Source organism: Desulfurococcaceae archaeon, assembly GCA_038845865.1.
Classification (GTDB): Archaea; Thermoproteota; Thermoprotei_A; order Sulfolobales; family Desulfurococcaceae; genus UBA285.
In genome coordinates this window covers 214,303-231,780 of record JAWBQJ010000001.1, presented here as the reverse complement: position 1 = coordinate 231,780, position 17,478 = coordinate 214,303, and the positions used below count along the sequence as shown (strand labels likewise).

Annotated in this window: 15 protein-coding genes and 1 tRNA gene; 13 read left to right on the top strand and 3 right to left on the bottom strand. The window is 48.6% G+C overall.

Features of this window, described 5'->3' with window-relative positions:
• The first annotated feature begins 11 nt into the window (after positions 1-11).
• From QXU03_01095 to QXU03_01085, 3 genes are all read left to right on the top strand, one after another.
• Positions 12-2,183, top strand: a complete 2,172-nt coding sequence (locus QXU03_01095) for a hypothetical protein (GenBank protein MEM2170347.1) — start codon at positions 12-14, stop codon at positions 2,181-2,183.
• 38 nt (positions 2,184-2,221) lie between these two features.
• Positions 2,222-2,548 (top strand): hypothetical protein, encoded by a 327-nt coding sequence (locus QXU03_01090; GenBank protein MEM2170346.1) that lies wholly within the window; start codon positions 2,222-2,224, stop codon positions 2,546-2,548.
• A 63-nt stretch (positions 2,549-2,611) separates the two neighbouring features.
• A complete protein-coding gene (locus QXU03_01085) occupies positions 2,612-2,869 on the top strand; it encodes a hypothetical protein (GenBank protein ID MEM2170345.1) in 258 nt (85 codons plus the stop codon).
• Between the two features lie 81 nt (positions 2,870-2,950).
• Here the strand turns inward: QXU03_01085 and QXU03_01080 are convergent, their stop codons facing one another.
• Positions 2,951-3,655, bottom strand: coding sequence for an integrase (locus QXU03_01080; GenBank protein MEM2170344.1), 705 nt, complete (start codon positions 3,653-3,655; stop codon positions 2,951-2,953).
• Between the two features lie 30 nt (positions 3,656-3,685).
• Between QXU03_01080 and QXU03_01075 the strand changes: the two genes are divergently transcribed.
• The 7 genes from QXU03_01075 to QXU03_01045 all read left to right on the top strand — a co-directional run bounded on the left by QXU03_01075 (position 3,686) and on the right by QXU03_01045 (position 12,010).
• Positions 3,686-3,758: transfer RNA gene (locus QXU03_01075), tRNA-OTHER, on the top strand.
• Between the two features lie 161 nt (positions 3,759-3,919).
• Positions 3,920-6,979, top strand: a complete 3,060-nt coding sequence (locus tag QXU03_01070) for an ABC transporter substrate-binding protein (GenBank protein MEM2170343.1) — start codon at positions 3,920-3,922, stop codon at positions 6,977-6,979.
• 178 nt (positions 6,980-7,157) lie between these two features.
• On the top strand, positions 7,158-8,327 hold the full coding sequence (locus QXU03_01065) for an ABC transporter permease (protein ID MEM2170342.1): 1,170 nt from the start codon (positions 7,158-7,160) through the stop codon (positions 8,325-8,327).
• Between the two features lies 1 nt (position 8,328).
• Positions 8,329-9,786 (top strand): ABC transporter permease, encoded by a 1,458-nt coding sequence (locus tag QXU03_01060; GenBank protein ID MEM2170341.1) that lies wholly within the window; start codon positions 8,329-8,331, stop codon positions 9,784-9,786.
• A gap of 26 nt (positions 9,787-9,812) precedes the next feature.
• Positions 9,813-10,775: an ABC transporter ATP-binding protein gene (locus QXU03_01055; protein MEM2170340.1), complete on the top strand. Its 963-nt coding sequence runs from the start codon at positions 9,813-9,815 to the stop codon at positions 10,773-10,775.
• Complete coding sequence (locus QXU03_01050) at positions 10,759-11,763, top strand: ABC transporter ATP-binding protein (protein ID MEM2170339.1); 1,005 nt, start codon at positions 10,759-10,761, stop codon at positions 11,761-11,763. The genes QXU03_01055 and QXU03_01050 overlap by 17 nt, the downstream gene beginning before the upstream one ends.
• A complete protein-coding gene (locus QXU03_01045) occupies positions 11,753-12,010 on the top strand; it encodes a hypothetical protein (protein ID MEM2170338.1) in 258 nt (85 codons plus the stop codon). Before QXU03_01050 ends, QXU03_01045 begins: the two co-directional genes overlap by 11 nt.
• Here QXU03_01045 and QXU03_01040 read toward each other — a convergent pair.
• Entirely contained in the window at positions 12,005-13,123 is a 1,119-nt protein-coding gene (locus tag QXU03_01040; GenBank protein ID MEM2170337.1) for a radical SAM protein, read from the bottom strand. The genes QXU03_01045 and QXU03_01040 overlap by 6 nt on opposite strands.
• 16 nt (positions 13,124-13,139) lie before the next feature.
• On the opposite strand from QXU03_01040, the gene QXU03_01035 reads away from it, so the two are divergent.
• Together QXU03_01035 and QXU03_01030 are read left to right on the top strand one after the other, a co-directional pair.
• Positions 13,140-14,198, top strand: coding sequence for a hydroxymethylglutaryl-CoA synthase (locus QXU03_01035; protein MEM2170336.1), 1,059 nt, complete (start codon positions 13,140-13,142; stop codon positions 14,196-14,198).
• A 9-nt stretch (positions 14,199-14,207) separates the two neighbouring features.
• Positions 14,208-14,621, top strand: a complete 414-nt coding sequence (locus QXU03_01030) for a Zn-ribbon domain-containing OB-fold protein (protein MEM2170335.1) — start codon at positions 14,208-14,210, stop codon at positions 14,619-14,621.
• Here the strand turns inward: QXU03_01030 and QXU03_01025 are convergent.
• Entirely contained in the window at positions 14,608-16,179 is a 1,572-nt protein-coding gene (locus tag QXU03_01025) for a radical SAM protein (GenBank protein MEM2170334.1), read from the bottom strand. The genes QXU03_01030 and QXU03_01025 overlap by 14 nt on opposite strands.
• Positions 16,180-16,244: 65 nt before the next feature.
• Here QXU03_01025 and QXU03_01020 point away from each other — a divergent pair, with 65 nt between their 5' ends.
• Positions 16,245-17,459, top strand: a complete 1,215-nt coding sequence (locus tag QXU03_01020; protein MEM2170333.1) for a PLP-dependent aminotransferase family protein — start codon at positions 16,245-16,247, stop codon at positions 17,457-17,459.
• Positions 17,460-17,478 lie beyond the last annotated feature (19 nt).

Below are 17,478 nucleotides of genomic sequence, written 5' to 3'. Positions count from 1 at the left end.
CAGGGTGATGCATGAGATCCATAGCTCAAGTTCTCTTAGTACTAGTAGCTATCTCAACGATACCGCTGACAGTCTACCCTGTCTCTGCGCAATCATCACTTATCGACTACGCTATCGAAGAAGGGGTTCAGTACGTGATCAGAAGCATCGCATTTATAGATCAGTCAAAAGCCGTAATAAGAGACCACCCAAGTATCCCGATCACAGTAGAGTGGAATGGAAGAGTCTTCATGGCAGGGGGGCTCCTAGACCCAGGAGACAGGGACTACTACCACGAAATAGTCAACGTATCATCAAACTCGATATCAGTCAGACTCTACTTCAACGTGAATGGTGATCTAACCTACGATATAGTAATACTGGTAACGGTGACGAACATTGACGCGCATAGAGATAGTGTAACTATAGTTGTCGAGAGATGTAGTGTAACGGGTGCAAAACTCTACGTGGGTAATTATGGTAGAGTTACTAATGGTGATGTGATCTACACTGGCTACACTAAGATATGGATAGAGCGGTACACCTACACCAGTCACTACAGTAACAGGTACGTTGCAAGGCACAGCACGAGGATAGCTGCTTGGCTACTCGAGGACCTCGGGTACACGGGGTTCTCCCAGCCACTGCACAACTTCATGAACGCGCTGAACTTCACGTACGACGTCTACGCTCCAGTCTTCGGGAGGAGCAACAACTACCCAGACGACTTCTTTGACGGATTAACTGATACATGGCTTGGAGCAGGTTACAGCAATCATCCATGGGTATTCACGAGCCAGTTAAGCCTATATCCCTACAAGAGCAGGATCTACATATTCGACAGTGCTGGATTAGCTTCTCTAGCTGTTAGAGGATGGAAAGAAGCACCTCTCGCAAAGCTCCTGATGGCGCTGCACTTGTTGAACAAGTACGGTACGCAGAGAGCGGACAATGCTGCAAGCCTCATTGGACAAGCGCTTCACGAAGGTGGATGGGACGGATACGGCTTATCAAAGGCAAGGCTTGAGCTTGACTACGTGTTCTTCAACAACGGAAACCTGTGTGAAAGTATCCCCTTGTTGCCGCTAGCGATTCAACTCCACGGTATTTTTGCACCGCTCTCAAGAGACTGCGTCTACGTTTACAACTACGAGGGATACCCAGTTTACTTGAACGCCGTTCTACTGGCCGCACTCGTCAGATACTACATAGTAGCTGGGCAGGAGACCATAACATACGCTGGAGCAACGTACAATGTCCTAGATATAGCGGACAAGCTCGCTGGCATATTGGTGAGAGTACAGTGGATACACCAGCAGAACACGCCATGGGGGGCACTGGGCCTCGCGATGCACAGAGGTGGGTGGCCAGCGGCTTACGACATAGTCGACGGGGAGATAATAGTGAAGCCGAGCGCCTGGGGGACTATAGACATGGTGACAACAGCGTTCGATAAGCTCTCATTTGTATTATTCGCTCTGGGGTATCCAGTAAAGGAGACTTTGAAGCTGTTCGGTGTCAACCCTCCATCGGACTTCAGTTGGGAAGTAGCCGTAAAGCCAGCGCTCCCCATGCCTGGTGAGTGGCCAACCATTGTAAACAGTGAGTCAACTATTCTGGCTATTCAAGCTCTGAGGTTGTACAGACAGCTGTACAGAACAGCAACAGATTCCTCGGTGTACCTATTCCCCCAGGGAGTCTTCATTGAAGGTGGAGGGAACAGTTCTGGGAATGGGCGCTCAGGCGGAAGCACAAGTGCAGATGGAAGGTTTATTCGCGCGTGGGCAGAATCCTGTGCATCATCGTCGTACCGCTACCAGTATGCAAGGTATAGGCTGATTCTACCTGCAACTGGAAACTACACGGTAGTAGTAAGCGGGGCATCGCAATACTATCTAGGTGCTTCCAGCTGGCTCCGCGCAGACTTCGAGCTACACGTGAAACTCTACGATGGTAACTGGAACATTCTCAGCTCAACGGCGATCACAGTCGGTAGCGTAATCGCGAACAACTCGGGACTCGTAGAACGCGTGAACGCGACCCCCATATACGTCGTGATAAACGTCACTACCCCGACGAGGACGATCTACGTTGAAGTAGGTGTAGCAGCGAGAGCTGTGGGATATGCCTACGCAGACATAGGTTCTCCAACAAGGTACGTGCACGTTGAATCAGTTAAGGCTGTTCAGCGGGGAACAATATAGTTTTTTCTCCCCCTTCATAACGTGTTTAAGGTGGAAGAGTGTCCAAGCTTGTGAAGCGCGTCCTGGGGTTAGTAGCGGGTATTGCTGCAGGGTTGATGTCAATTAATGGAGTACCTGTTTCACTAGTGCTTTTTGTTGTTCACGCATACCAGCTCTCATCATCCCATATTGTTAACGCAGTAGTACACGTAGCTCTAAACACCGTAGCGTGGATTCTTATAGGCGCAGCTCTCGCCAAGAAGAGAAACGAGTGGGGTACATTCGCGTGGTTTGCGGTAAGCAGCGTGCTCACTGCTACCGTGCTGACCACGCTCTACATAATCATGGTGCTAATCGCAATACTAACCGTTGTCCCTGGACTGTAGCTAAGCTTTTCTAAGCCTTTTCAAGCTCTTCCTGCTTTCCACATCTCTCATGCTAGTTTATACTTGGTGGTGGAGGTGTCAAGCTGGATACGGGAGGCTATTAAGCGTCCAGGGGCTCTCACCACATGGTTTAAGAGGAATAGAAAGAAGCTGAAGCGTCTCCTAGGTTACGACCCATTCACGAGGAAAGGGGACATACGCGATAAAGCAGTAAGAGACCTGATAAAGCTCTACAAGGCTGGCAAGATACGCTTGTCGAAGACGATTCTCAGGCGTCTATACTTAGCGAGAACACTTCAGAGGCTGCGAAGACGGCATTAGTTTCGCCTGGGTCTCCTTATCTAAGGATTATTGCTAAATGGTGGTCACATGGGTTGCACTAAGGCTCAACTGCTCGCACTCTTAACTAGAATAATATTCTAAATATTTTTTATATGCTTCATCAGCCAGCACAGAAAACTTCAAATAATGCTTAGCCAGGATGCTCTGGGGTATTCTGCCCTGGACGAAGTTGACTATTTCCTCGCTCACGCCGAGCTGCAGCATCTTCGTGCTGAACCACTTCCTAATGTACTTCGGGTTCAGAACACCGTTCTTCGCAGCCCAGTTGCTAACCCACTTGTCAGATATTGAAATAAGTGGGGGCTTCTCGAGAGTGTAGCAGTAGAAGACCTGCTTACTGCCTCTGCGCCAGGAGAGCGGGTACTTGTAGAAGCCGTCCGCCTTTATCCACCTATCCTCTTGTTGCTCTCTCAGCAGTTTGCAGACCTCTGAGAGCCTCAAGCCAGAGTAAATAAGCAGTTTGTAGACCCAGCATAGGGCCTCGCTCGCAGAGCACGCTTCTGTAAGAGCTCTCTTGACCTCTTCATCGCTCGGGACGTAGAGGTCCACGCCGCTCCGCTTCGTCTTGATCTCTCTCCAGAGGTCTTCTCTATTCATAAACTTGAAATACGCTTTCCAGGCCAACCTACTCCACTTATTGTTCAAGTCAAGCGGCTTGGCAAGGTATGCCCCATACTGCTTGCACGTCTCAAGACTAGTCCCCTTCCCCACACACCAGTCTACGAATTTCTGGACAACATGGTTATCTGTAATCCATGACTCCACGTAACCGATAACTCCACGTGATGAACCAGGGGCTTGGGTCAATGGGGAGCTGGGTTGAGGACCCGGTGGCGTAGGCCTGCGTGGGTTCGAATCCCACCCCCCGCACTCCCGATCTCTATTATCCAATAAACGTACCTAACCAGTTGCTCCAGTACGTGCCCATTCTGTTCAATCACCGTTAGTTCCTGTTCCTTACTTTGATCACAAACTATGAGGTGTTTTTAAACCCTTCCGTGATAAATATTAAACAGTTAGGTGTATCCAATGCGTTGGAAAGTAGCTCTAAGCCTAGTACTACTACTATTAGTAGGGCTTGGATTAATCTCGATCCTAAACCTCTCAGAGGTCCATGCACAGGTACCCTACAGTGGCCCCTGGGTTGGTGAAGTAAGATTCTACGAAGAACCGGACACAGCCATAGCGGTCGAGAAGCTCATCGCAGGACACTACGACATACACTTCGATGATATAGACTCAGCTACAATACTTAGGAGGGTACAAGAAGCTAAGCTACCTTACGCGGTGTCTTATGGTCTATATTACGAAATAACGCTGAACTACAGGTGTGTACAAAACGAAACTACTGGGGAAATAATCAAACCTGTATTTCCTAACCCGAGCAAGCTACCTAGGCCGGAAGTAGAGGGAAAAATACTGTTCAACCCATTCTGTAACCGGAGAATAAGGTACGCTGTACACTTTTTAATGAGCAGGGAATTCATGGCCGAGAAGATAGCTGAAGGACTGGCAGTACCCAGGTACACCTCAATAACGCCTGCATTCCCAGATTACGGTAGGTACGCAGACATCATACTAGCAATTGAAAGGGAACTAGCATATAACCTCGCAAAAGCGAGGGACATAGTGTTCGAAGAGATGCCGAAAATGGGCGCAGAGCTTAGAGAGGGTAGGTGGTACTATAAGGGTGAGCCGGTAGTACTGATATTCCTAATTAGAACAGAAGACGTTAGAAAAGATATAGGAGATTACGTGGCGTCGCAGTTAGAGAGGTTAGGGTTCACTGTTCTGAGAGTATACGGTACGAGCGCTATGTTAGCACCGTACTGGATAAGGGCGGATCCTGACGACGGGACATTCCACCTATACACCGGTGGCTGGATCACGACGATCGTGAGCAGAGACCAGGGATCAACTTTTGGGTACTTCTACTCAAAGTTGGGCAGGCCGGAACCCCTATGGCAGAAGATCATCAACACTCCGGAATTCTACGAGGTGGCAGAGAAGCTATACTACAATAAGTTCAAAACACTTGAAGAGAGAAGAGAGCTGTTCGAGAAGGCGTTATGGCTCTCTGTAACGGTTGAAAATCAGAGAATATTCATACTGCACAGAATTGCCGCATGGGCTAGGAGACCCAACGTAGTACTCGCAGCGGACCTCGCGGGTGGATATTCCGGCGCGTGGCTGTGGGGGTGGACAATAAGGTTCACTGACATACCCAAAGAGCAGAATAGGGACAAAACGGTGAGAATAGCCATACCTCAGCTACTAGTAGAGCCTTGGAACCCGATCGGAGGCTCTAACTGGATATTCGACATGACGGTCATTAGAGCTACAGCTGACATACCGTACTACTACGACCCGTACTCGGGTCTAACCTGGCCTCAGTGGATAAAGAGGGCCACTGTTTACGTGCACGAGGATCTACCAGTAGCCAAGACTCTTGATTGGGTTGACCTGCAGCGCGTATCCGAAATAACAGTACCTGACGATGCATGGTTGTTCTACGACTGTAAGGGTAAGAAGATATGGACCTGGGGTGAAGCGAAGCAGAACCCGAACATAACACAAGAACTATTCAACGTGCCATACAACTTCACCGAGCCACCACTAGTTAAAGTGGTCGTCGAGTACGACGACAGGTTATTCACCGGCGTCTTCAAGTGGCATGACGGATCACCCTTCAGTATAGCTGATATGGTGTACGTGTTTACAATAGCATTCGATAGAGTATGCATTGGTAGTGACCTCTACGATAGCGCCGCAATACCTGGCTTCACTGCCTGGTTCCCAACATTCAAAGGCATCAAGATAGTGAGCACCAACCCACTAATAATAGAGTGGTATTCCACGGAGTGGTACATGGACGCCGAATGGATAGCTTCAGATGCAGCTGACGAGATATGGCCGTACTACGCCCAAGGGCCCGGAGCATGGCACACAGTAGAGCTATTCGCGCAGGGTGAAAGAGCTAAGATCGTCGCGTTCACCACGAGCAAGGCAACAGCTCTCAAAGTCCCGCGCGCAGACTTCCTAATTCCGCCATCACAACTAATAGACCAGCTAAGAAGCAATATCGACAAGAGCTACGTACCCTACCCCGAAGTACTGGGTAAGTACTTAACCCCCGCGGAAGCTAAGGCTAGGTGGCAGAACCTGCTAGCATGGTATGACAAGTATAAACACGTATGGGTCGCCAACGGACCGTTTTACTTAGAGTCGTTCACGACTGCGCCCAAGACAATAGTTCTGAAAGCCAATAGAGAGCACCCGTTATCAGCCGCTAAGTGGGAGTTCTTAGGAGAACCGCCAATACCGGTAATTCACGTCGAGGTGCCCTCTACGATATACCGTGGCAGGGAATACGCGATCACGTTAGAGTTGACCGATAAGGCCGGCAACCCCTACCCCAACGAGTTCGTGGAGTTCGTGTCATACGTGGTAATTCACGAAGGGGGGATTCTAAGTGGTAAGGCGACGCCTCTAGCCGAGGGGTTGTGGGAGCTTGTACTAACGCCTGAACTAACAGGAAAGCTGTCGGTTGGTGTAGCCGAAATAAGGTTCATAGCGGTATCGAAGATCATAGGTTTGCCGAGCATAGAGGCTAAAACAGTCACCATAACCATACCGCCAGAGCAGATCTTCGAGGAGATTACAAGGGTCCAGAGATCCCTAGAAGAACAAATGCGCACCGTTCAGAAGTCGTTAGAAGAGCAGATGGCGAGAATGAGGGAGGAGATAACAAAAACGTTAGGATTAGCTGTGGCATCTGCTATTGAAGACTTAGGCAGGACTATTAGTGACGCGATGAACGCGATAACCGGGCAGGTCGGCACAGCCATGAACGTTATATCCTCAGCAGTCAATGCAACGCAAAGATCCGTTGACGAGGCGAAATCATCAATACAGGCGGAGATTTCAGGAGTTAAATCTGATCTGAGAAGCGTTGAAACGAGGCTACGCGAAGAGAATGAAATCACGAGAAGGGATGTGGCAGCCCTATCAACAGTAGTGTACGCGGTAATAGCGCTAGTGGTTGTGAACCTAGTAGTTAGCATAGTAACTCTCATTAGGAGGAAATAGCAAAGTAGCACACTACATAGTAGTTTTTATTTTTCCCATTTCTTTAAATTAGCTCATTACATTCCTTTTGCCTGATAACACGTCCATCGCGCACTCATGATAGCGTCATAGCTATATAAATACCCCCCCTGAGATAACCTAAGAGTGAAGGCACCTTCAATTATGAGGTGTTCAGCCAGTGTCCCTCCACAGAAGGAGTGGACTGATTAGGTTTGCCAGGTATGTAGGCATAAGAACAGCATCTATTGCGATATCACTGCTAATTGCGGTCTTTCTACTAGTTTTTATCGCACATCTAGGTGGAAAACTAGATGAAATAGTCTTCGAGGAGGTTAAAACGCAGGTTAGAAACCAGCTAATAAATCCTCAGTATGCGCAATTAGTTAGACGGTCTTGTGAGGTCAAGTGCAGTGCAATACTACCTCCCGGATACACTACGCTAGAAATGGAGAAATGTATTAACAATTGCATAGATGAGCACACCATTGAGGAGGCGAAAATACAGTTAAAAGCCATGGGCATAGACCTGGATCAGCCTACATGGGTCAGGATGTTCACCCACTATAGAAGGGTACTAGCGTTCGAGTTCGGGACGTCAAGTCAAATTCACAGTTACCATACGAGGTCCAAAGAGGTTAAAATAATCATCGCCGAAGCGATTCCTCAGACTGTGCTATTATTCACAACAGCGAACCTGATAATATTCCTCCTACAGATAGTCATAGGCCTGTTCTTGTCGAGGCGATATGGCACGATAGCGGACAAAATAGGCATAAGCCTAGCACCGTTATCCTCCATGCCCGGTTGGTTTTATGGAATGATACTGCTATTACTATTAGGTATATGGTACCCGATATTTCCGAGTGGTGGTATGATAAGCGAGAATCCGCCCGAAAACCCGCTCCTAAGAGCACTAGATGTAATGTACCACATGGTACTACCAATACTAGCATGGTTAATAGCTAACTTACCGATAGGTGCGTACTCGTACAGGACGTTCTTCCTAATATTCTCCACGGAGGAGTATGTAGAGTACGCTAGGGCGAGGGGCGTTCCAGAGTCGACGCTACTCCGCCGTTACATATTGAGGCCAACTTTGCCGCCGATAATAACGACATTTGTATTGATGGTCATAGGGTCCTGGATGGGCGCTATTATTACGGAAAGGATATTCAGGTGGCCTGGCCTAGGAACAGTGATGGCTCTGGCCATAGGTGGAGGGGTATTCATTGACGCGCCGGTAATAGTTGGTATTGTAACGATATACTCCTACTTACTAGCTATAAGTGTACTAGTCTTAGATATCGTTTACGGCATAGTTGACCCGAGAGTAAGGGTGGGTGAGTGAGATGGCCGGCTCGAGAGCAAGAAGGGGGACTCAAACGCTTAAAGTACTGCTTCACTACAGGTCATTCGTGATAGGCCTAGTGATCCTGGCCTTCTTCATCGGGCTGACAATATACGCGGCTGTTACGTGGCCGTATCAGCAAGCGATTAGCGCGTGGAACAATCCCGAGGCCTGGAGAGAATACCCCGAAGGCGTGCCGCCCGCATGGATACAGCTGCTCACCGGTAGGAAAGAAATCGAGGGTTCCCTAATCTACGATACTAGAAGCATTAGCCCAAGGTTTATTACTAGGACGAGGTATACGAGTGGCGGGGTAACACTAGAGCAGGTCGAGGTAGTTATACCCTTCGACTACGACGTTGTACCAACCGGCGTCGTGATGTCGCTGATCCCCGTAATAGCAGAGGTCGAAAATGTTACCAGGTCTATTGGAATAAGAAAAGTTGTGTGGGTCAAGCCGAATGGGTTTAACATGACCATATTTAGCGGAACAATCTCAATAGGTGAGGAATACCCGTTACCCATAAGGCCGTCACCGGGGGAGGAGTCCAGGGTTTTAGTGGAGTACCGAAGGGCTATTAGAAGAATATATAACGTGACAATAGAAGGCATTAACTTAACGTACATACAAGCCCTATTCGCGGATGACGATTACTTAGTGGAAAGAGGTGAATTCAGAGTGCTGAAAGGCAACTACAAGCTAGTTTACGATTACTCGCTAGCCCCCGGCATAGAAAGCGTTGAATTAAAGGCTATATTTAAAGGAACAGTCTTTGGGCCCGCCGGAACGGACACCATTGGCAGAGACCTATTTATGGGAATAGCGTGGGGTACACCCTACGCCCTGAGCTTTGGCCTACTTGCAGCGCTCCTTTCAACGATGCTAACAATGGTGATCGCGGCGTTCGCAGCGTGGTATAGATCTGTGATCGACGTGACTATTTCCAGAGTCAACGAAATATTCATGATACTGCCCTTCCTTCCAACGATCATAATGATAATGCTGTTCTACGGGTTTACGCTATGGACTCTGCTGGGGGTGGTGATACTGTTCTCGGTGCTTGGTGGTGGCGGGCTAAAGTCCCAGAGAGCGCTGTTCCTACAGCTCAGGGAAATGCCTTACATAGAAGCGGCAAGAGCGTATGGTGCAGGCAACTTTAGGATAATATTCAGGTACCTAGTTCCAAGGGTATTGCCAATGCTAATACCCAGCATTGTGACCTCTGTACCATCGTTCGTGTTCTTGGAAGCAGCACTAGCAATACTTGGAATATCCGATCCGCTGGCAATAACGTGGGGCAAGATACTGGACCAGGCCTATGCTAAGGCAGCCTTAATTGGCGGCATGTGGCACTGGATATTCGCACCATCGGCAGCGCTGTTTCTACTATCAATAGCTTTCGCTTCAATAGGATTCACGCTAGATAGGGTATTTAATCCAAGGCTCAGACAACTATAGTATAAAGCATGAAGAGGTGGCAAGAAATGTCCACGGTTCTCGAAGTTAAAGACGTGAAGTTGTACTATAAAACAATGATAGGGGTCGTGAAAGCGGTCGAAAACGCCACTTTCACCCTAAAAGAAGGCGAGACGATAGCACTAATTGGTGAATCCGGCTGCGGGAAAACAACACTTGCAAGAGCTATAATGAGGTTCCTGCCCCGAAACGTAGCGGAGTATAATGGAAGCATTAAGATCGAAGGCGTTGAAACGATAGCTCTATCCGACAGGGAATTCGATGAGAAAATACGCTGGAAAAAGATTTCCTACGTCTCACAGGCAGCAATGAACTCCCTCAACCCTGTCATAAAGGTTGTAGACCACTTAATAGAGCCGCTAATAATACACTTCAAGACCAGTAAAGAAGAGGCGGTGAAGAGGGCAGCGGAGATCCTGAAAAAAGTCGGCATTGTAGAGGAATTCCTATGGAGATACCCGTTCGAACTAAGTGGGGGCATGAAACAGAGAGTCGTAATAGCAATGTCCCTCATCACCAACCCCCGGATAGTAATACTAGATGAGCCGACGTCAGCTTTAGACGTAATGACGCAGGCAAACATACTCAACATGCTCAAGGAGATTAGAAACTCCATGAAGATATCATACATATTCATTACCCACGACATATCGACCTCAAGCGAGCTCGCGGACAAGGTCGCAGTGATGTACGCGGGTCAAATAGTAGAACTCGGCCCTGCCGAAAAAGTCTACGTAGACCCGGCACACCCCTATTCCCAAGGCCTACTGGGAAGCGTTCCAAGGCTAAGAACGGAGAGGCCTGTAGCATTTATTCCGGGGACGCCGCCTAGCCTTATTAACCCGCCTAAGGGTTGTAGATTTAGACCGAGATGCAAACACGTCATGCCTATTTGCGAACGGGAACCACCCGTTATTGAGATAGGTACAGACTCTTACGTGAGGTGCTGGCTATATGGTGGAAAAGCCTAAACTCCCCGAGGAAATCCAGACGGATGAATTACTTAAAACAGATGATCTAAAGATATACCACCCAGTAAGGAAGTTGTTTTCAGTCGTAGGCTATATAAGGGCGGTTGACGGCGTTTCATTAACGGTCAAAGTAAACGAAGCTGTAGCTTTGGTAGGAGAGAGCGGTTGCGGCAAGTCTACCTTTGCACGCGCAGTTATGAAGTTACTTCCAATCACCGGTGGCAGGGTCATATTTAATGGTATAGACATAACCGGGTTCAAGCCAAGCCTGGTTAGATCGTGGTATTCTAGGCAGGTCGGTTACATCCAGCAGGATCCTTACGGGGCAATGCCGCCGTTCATGCCAATAAGGAGGATCATCGAAGAGCCGATGACGATTCACAAGGTACCCTCCGAAGAAAAGAGGAGAAGAGTTATCGAAATACTCGAGGAAGTGGGATTAACGCCTCCCGAGGATTTTGTTAACAAGTATCCTCACATGCTAAGCGGTGGACAGCTACAAAGAGTCGCCATAGCCAGGGCGCTAGTACTTAGGCCTAAGTTAATAGTAGCAGATGAACCGGTCTCGATGCTTGATGCTTCTGTTAGAATAGAAATACTAACCCTATTCCGTGAGCTTAGAGAAAGGTACAAGGCAGCAGTACTTTACATCACACACGATTTCGCAACGGCAAAATACTTCTCGGATAGGGTTGCAGTAATGTATGCGGGTCAAATAGTAGAACTCGGAAACTCCAAGGACATAATATACAAACCCATGCACCCCTACACAGAAGCGTTAATTAACGTGCTACCTGACCCCGACCCCCAGAACAGGTTTATTATTAAGAAGACGCTGCCGGGGGAGCCACCTAACCTACTTAGACCGCCACCAGGGTGTAGGCTATCACCTCGGTGTCCGTATGTGACGGAGAAGTGCAAAACGACTGAACCGCCAATGTTTGATGTGAAAGGTAGACAAGTGAAGTGTTGGCTTTATGAGCATTAAAGTTGCCAAGGAAAACCTGGAACTACTTGTAGGGATCGCACTGCTTTTTTCAGGGTGGCTGATAATATTCCTAGTAGTAATCAGGGTATTCCACATCGAAAACCCCGATCTGTTAATAGCTATAAGCCTGCTCTGCTACGCCCTATCGTTAGCGGGACTAGCCTTGACCTCTCACGGGCTCGTTACCATGTTTATTATTAGAAGGAAGAAGCGCAGACTTGCCATGCGCGGCGAGCTCTATTCATAGAGCGTTTAATACCTTTACGATGTAGAGGCCATACTTACTACTTACCACCTCTGCCAAGTAGTACTTACCCGTTGACAGTTTAACCCCCCGAGTTGGCGTAATCGCAACCAGCACTTTTCCCCGGTACATGCCTAAAAACTCTCCTTTGAATAAACCTCGGGAAAGAACCATCACCTCTACTAACTCCCCTTCCTTGAGGACCTTACCGATGCTCTTGGCGTAGTGCATCTTCCACTCATTCATTGTCCACCTAAGCCTAAAGCCAAGCTCGCCTTCGAGCTTTTCCAGGAATTTCCAGAATTCACTCCACGGCACGCTCCGCAGTTCGTGTCCACGACCATATTTGTGTTTAACGAACTTCTGCACCGTGACGGGTGGCCATCTCTTGCCAGCACCGATCCTGACAGCCCAGTTCACGACGTCGACTATATCATCGTCATTTATACCCGGAAGCCATAACGGCGTTACGTGGAGGTCTATTGGTGTCTCCTTCACGGCGTATTCGATAACCTCGATCACCCGTTTCACGTCGTACACTGGGGTGCCGTAGAGGTATCTCGCTTTTTCGGGGTTTAGCGTGTCAATGCTCAAATTTATCCTGTCAAGCCCGGCTTCGGCTAACCGGTCTATGAGCTTCCTGGATAGTAGTAGTCCATGCGTTTCAAGGGCAACTGACCTTACGCCACTGAGTTTCTTTAACTCTCTAACCAGGTTAACTAGGTGGGGGTAGGTCAGCACGTCTCCAACCGTGTCTAGGAGAACCTCAACGTTGCAACCTTTTTCCTCAACCGCCTTCTTAACGCCTTCCACGATCACCTCAGGGTCAACGACGTATTCAGCCCACCTACGGATAGGCGCTAGACCCGCATCAACGCTGCAGAAAATGCAGTTTTGCGGGCAGATTGTTGTAGGCCTTGCTTGTAGCACGTTTGTGGCCCTATCAACGACACCGAATGCCATGTAGCCGAAAGCAGGTACTCCGCGAGGCACCCAGTACACTAACCTACCATCGTGAAACTCCCCCAAGCGCCTTAATTCGACCACTACAGGACGCACCCACCCGGAGACTCTACACACGTAGAAGAGCTTTTTATCCTTTACCCCTGTTTTCAATAAAGAGGTGTAGCGCATGCTACCCGAAGAAAAAGCCGGCATAGTGGGCTGGGGCGTTTACATACCAAAATGGAGGCTAAGCCTCAAAGAAATAGCCGAGGTTTGGGGCTTTAACCCTGAACAGCCAGAAGAACTGGGCGTACTAGAAAAAAGCGTTGCCGGAGTGGATGAAGACGCCGTAACCATGGGATGGGAAGCGGCTAGGAACGCTTTAAGAAGAGCAGGTGTAAACCCCAAGGAAATAGGAGCGGTTTGGTTTGGGACGGAGAGTAAGCCATATGCCGTCAAGCCCTCCGCAACAATCATAGCCGAGGCACTGAACATAACTCCCCACACCATGGCTACGGACTGGGAATTCGCGTGCAGGGCAGCCAGTGAAGCCATCAGAACTAGCATTGGCGTAGTTGCATCTGGGCTGGTCAAATACACACTCGTTGTAGGAAGCGACACGGCACAGGCTAATCCGGGAGATGTGCTAGAGTTTACAGCATCATCTGCAGCAACGGCGTTGATCATTGGTAACCGCGAGGAGTCCGTAGCTTACTTTGAAGCGAGCGCTACCTACGTCACCGATACTCCGGACTTTTGGAGAAGGGATAGTTCGAAGTACCCTCTCCACGGAGAAGCCTTCACCGGTGAGCCCTCATACTTTAAACACATAGTGAGTGCAGTTAAGGCCCTCTTCGAAAGGGCAGGGCTCAAGCCCGAAGATTTCGACTACGCCGTATTTCATCAGCCTAATGGATCATTCCCGCTTAGAGTGGCCAGGATGCTCGGATTCCCTAGAGAGAAGGTACTTCTCGGCCTTGTTACCCCCTACATCGGCAATAGCTACAACTCATCCGCTCTAATAGGCTTCGCGAGGGTGCTGGAGCACGCTAAGCCGGGTCAAAGGATATTACTAGCACCGTTCGGAAGTGGCGCCGGATCCGACGCCTTCAGCATAATCGTGACGGATAAAGTACTTGAGAGGCGGGACAGGGCGCCAACAGTAGACGACTACCTGCAGAGAAAGCAATTGATAAGTTACTCTCTTTACGCTAAATACCGGAAACTAATTAACAGGGTAGGATAGGTGTACGCGATGAGAATTTCAATACCCCCAACCTGGAGAACCAGGATTCACAGGTACAGATTAATTGCGACTCGCTGCAAGGACTGCGGAAGAGCAGCCTATCCACCCTCCTCTATGTGCAGGTACTGTGGCTCCAAGAACATCGAGGACGTGGAATTAATAGATGAAAAAGCCAGACTAATCACCTGGACGGTAATATATAGCGTAATGGACGGGTTTGAAGACAAAAAGCCCCTCATACTAGGCATCCTGGAAACTACCACCACGAAAGTTAAGATTCTCGCCCCGCTAACAGACGTGCTATCAACAGACCTCAAGGCCGGCATGCTAATGGAACCCGTACTAAGGAGAGTAGGGGAGGAATGCGAGCACGGATTAATATATTACGGAGTAGCGTTTAGACCCGTGCTTAAAGGCTCCTAGCTAATTTTTCGTAAACAACGTACTGAGACTTAGCTACCTCGCCGTGCTCATCGCCTAGCGCTATGAAACCCCACGGTAGCTGGGACTCTGGGCTGTAGCCGGTAAAGACGTATTCATAGTTAACTCCGAGATCCCTCATAGCTCTTCTCCAACCTGCTAGGCCGCCACCGCACTTAGCCCACTGCTCAATAAACGAGCCAAGAGGCCTCGGAGAGAGGGCTAGTTGCGCCTGTATGATGGCCCAGTCAATATCATAAACCCTGGTTTCAACTGGTCCTTTTAATCTATTTCTGTATGCTCTTAGAATACTGGCGAGCCTATCCCTTGGTAGCATCCCAACCCACTGGAAGAGCGTGTGTGGCTTGGGTATTAGGGGGGTGAAAGAAACCACCATTCTACGCTTAAACTGCTTAGCTGTTTTTATAAGCCTGTTTAAGTGCTCGGAGTTAACTTCGAGGTCGGTGTTTTCGAGGCCCTTGAACCCGTAGATCAAGTACAGCTTTAGGTCGAACCCCATTTTAATGGCTTCTTCCAGGATGTTATTCACGTACTCGAGTAAACCGGTATACTTGAATAACACTGATTGAACTATGGGCGAGAACGATTCGGGAGCAAGAGTGAGCGTTCTTTGACCTAGACTCCTTATCAATTCAAGTGCCTTTTCCAGGTAAGGCGATACACGTAGAGATGGTATTGAGGCGATGTAGCCCTCTTTCTCCAGGTACTCGAGTAGCTTGTAATGGGTTTGTGTAGCGGGAAATACCAGTGAAAATATCACCACTCTCTTACCGGCCAGGGAGTAGTTTAGGCCTCTCTCCAAAATGCCCTTTAACGTGCTTAAGCCCCGTTCTCTATAGGGCTGAAATAGGCGCGTTTCAACGCAGAAACTACACCAAAAAATGCATCCCCGTGAAACTTCAAGCTTAAATCCACGACCGTACACGGGCTCTATGTCTGTGTTTTCAACTTGCTTTATGGGATAAAACGATGTATTGAGGTCTCTAGCGTATTTCCTTACGACAATGCCGTTGCTTAGGCCGGGTACGTAGACGTAGCTTAAACTAGCCAGCTCCTCGAGAAACCTCTTCTTTGAGCCACCATATTCAAGCCATAGATTGATTACTTTCTCCAGGGTCTCTTCCGCTTCGCCGACAATACACGCGTCGACAACATCGCTATACGGTATCGGGTTTTCCATGCAGGCGGGGCCGCCGGCAATGACTACGTGCTCTCCTCTCTGCCCCGCTAGTACGCTGATCCCCCCGGAGAGTAGCAGTCTAGCAAGGTTCACGATATCCGGCTCATAATGTATGCTCGTTAGTATTAACGAGAACTCCCTAAGTCTGCTACCAGTCTCGAAGCTACGTGGTTCGTCTTCGGGTCCGTGGAGGCGACTACAGGCGAATCTCTCGACGTAGACTTCATCGAGCCTGTTTAACAATCCATACACGATGTCTGCGGAAAGCCCCGAGATCATCGCTTTATAGGTGCTTGGATAGATGTACGCTACCCTGGCTACAACTCGTGATACGTTCTTTCTACATACGTTTATCTCCATGACGTCTTCAACCCGTATAAATGCTTATATATTGTGTATACGGATACTAAAAATGGTTGAGGTGTATGGTTAACTACTCCAAGTACTATAGTAGGCTTGCAACGAGTATTAAAGCATCCGAGGTAAGAGAACTACTGGCTATAATTAGTAGGAGAAAGGATGTAATAAGCTTTGCCGGCGGCATACCTGACCCCGCATTGTTTCCCAAAGAAGAGCTTGCAGAGATAGCCAGAGAGGTCATAGTGAAGTACGGTAACGTAGCATTGCAGTACAGTGAAACCAAAGGAGTACCGGAAGTTAGAGAAACGGTTTGTAGCTTCGTGGCGAGGAGGAATATAGCGTGCAACCCGGAAGACATCGTGATCACCACCGGTAGCCAGTCGGCACTAGACCTAGTAGCTAGGGTCTTCGTAGACCCCGGAGACGTTGTCATAACAGAAAACCCAACATACCTAGCGGCCATCGGAGCTTTTAGAAACGCGGGTGCAAGGTTCATCGGAGTACCACTAGATGATAAAGGTCTTAAAACCGACATCTTGGAGAAAAAACTGGAGGAAATGCCGAAAGAAGAGCTCAGTAGAGTGAAGTTCATATACACGGTTCCAATAGCGCAAAACCCGGCGGGCGTTACGATGAGTAAGGAGAGGAAAAAGCACGTACTCGAAATAGCGTCCAGGTACGATCTACTAATAGTAGAAGATGACCCTTACGGCTACCTGGTATTTGAAGAAGGGGTCGATACTTCGACTTTGAAGAGCATGGATAAGGAGGGTAGAGTAGTATACATGAGTACTGTTAGTAAGATACTGGCTCCTGGTCTTAGAATAGGGTGGGTAGTAGCGGGTGCGGATATAGTTAGGAAAATAGAGCTTGTTAAGCAGTACGTAGACCTTCACAGCGCCACACTTGCCCAGCTCATTGTAGCGGAAGCGATTAAGCGTGGAGTAGTAGACAAGGTAATAACTAAGGCCTTACCGCACTACCGAGCGAAACGGGACACCATGCTAAATGCTCTTAAAGAGTACTTCCCTGAATACGTATGGTACTCTAAGCCCGTAGGGGGGTTGTTTGTGTTCACGTACATATATAAGAAACGCTTCAATGCCGGACTACTGCTACAAAAAGCAATAGATGAGTACAAAGTAGCCTATGTCCCGGGTGGGAGCTTCCACGTGGATGGAACCGGTGAAAATAGCATGAGGCTAAACTTCAGCTATCCGTCTCACGAGCAGATCTACGAAGGCGTGAAACGGCTGGCTAGGCTCGTAGAAGAGGCGTAGATAGCGTTGCTTCCCAGAC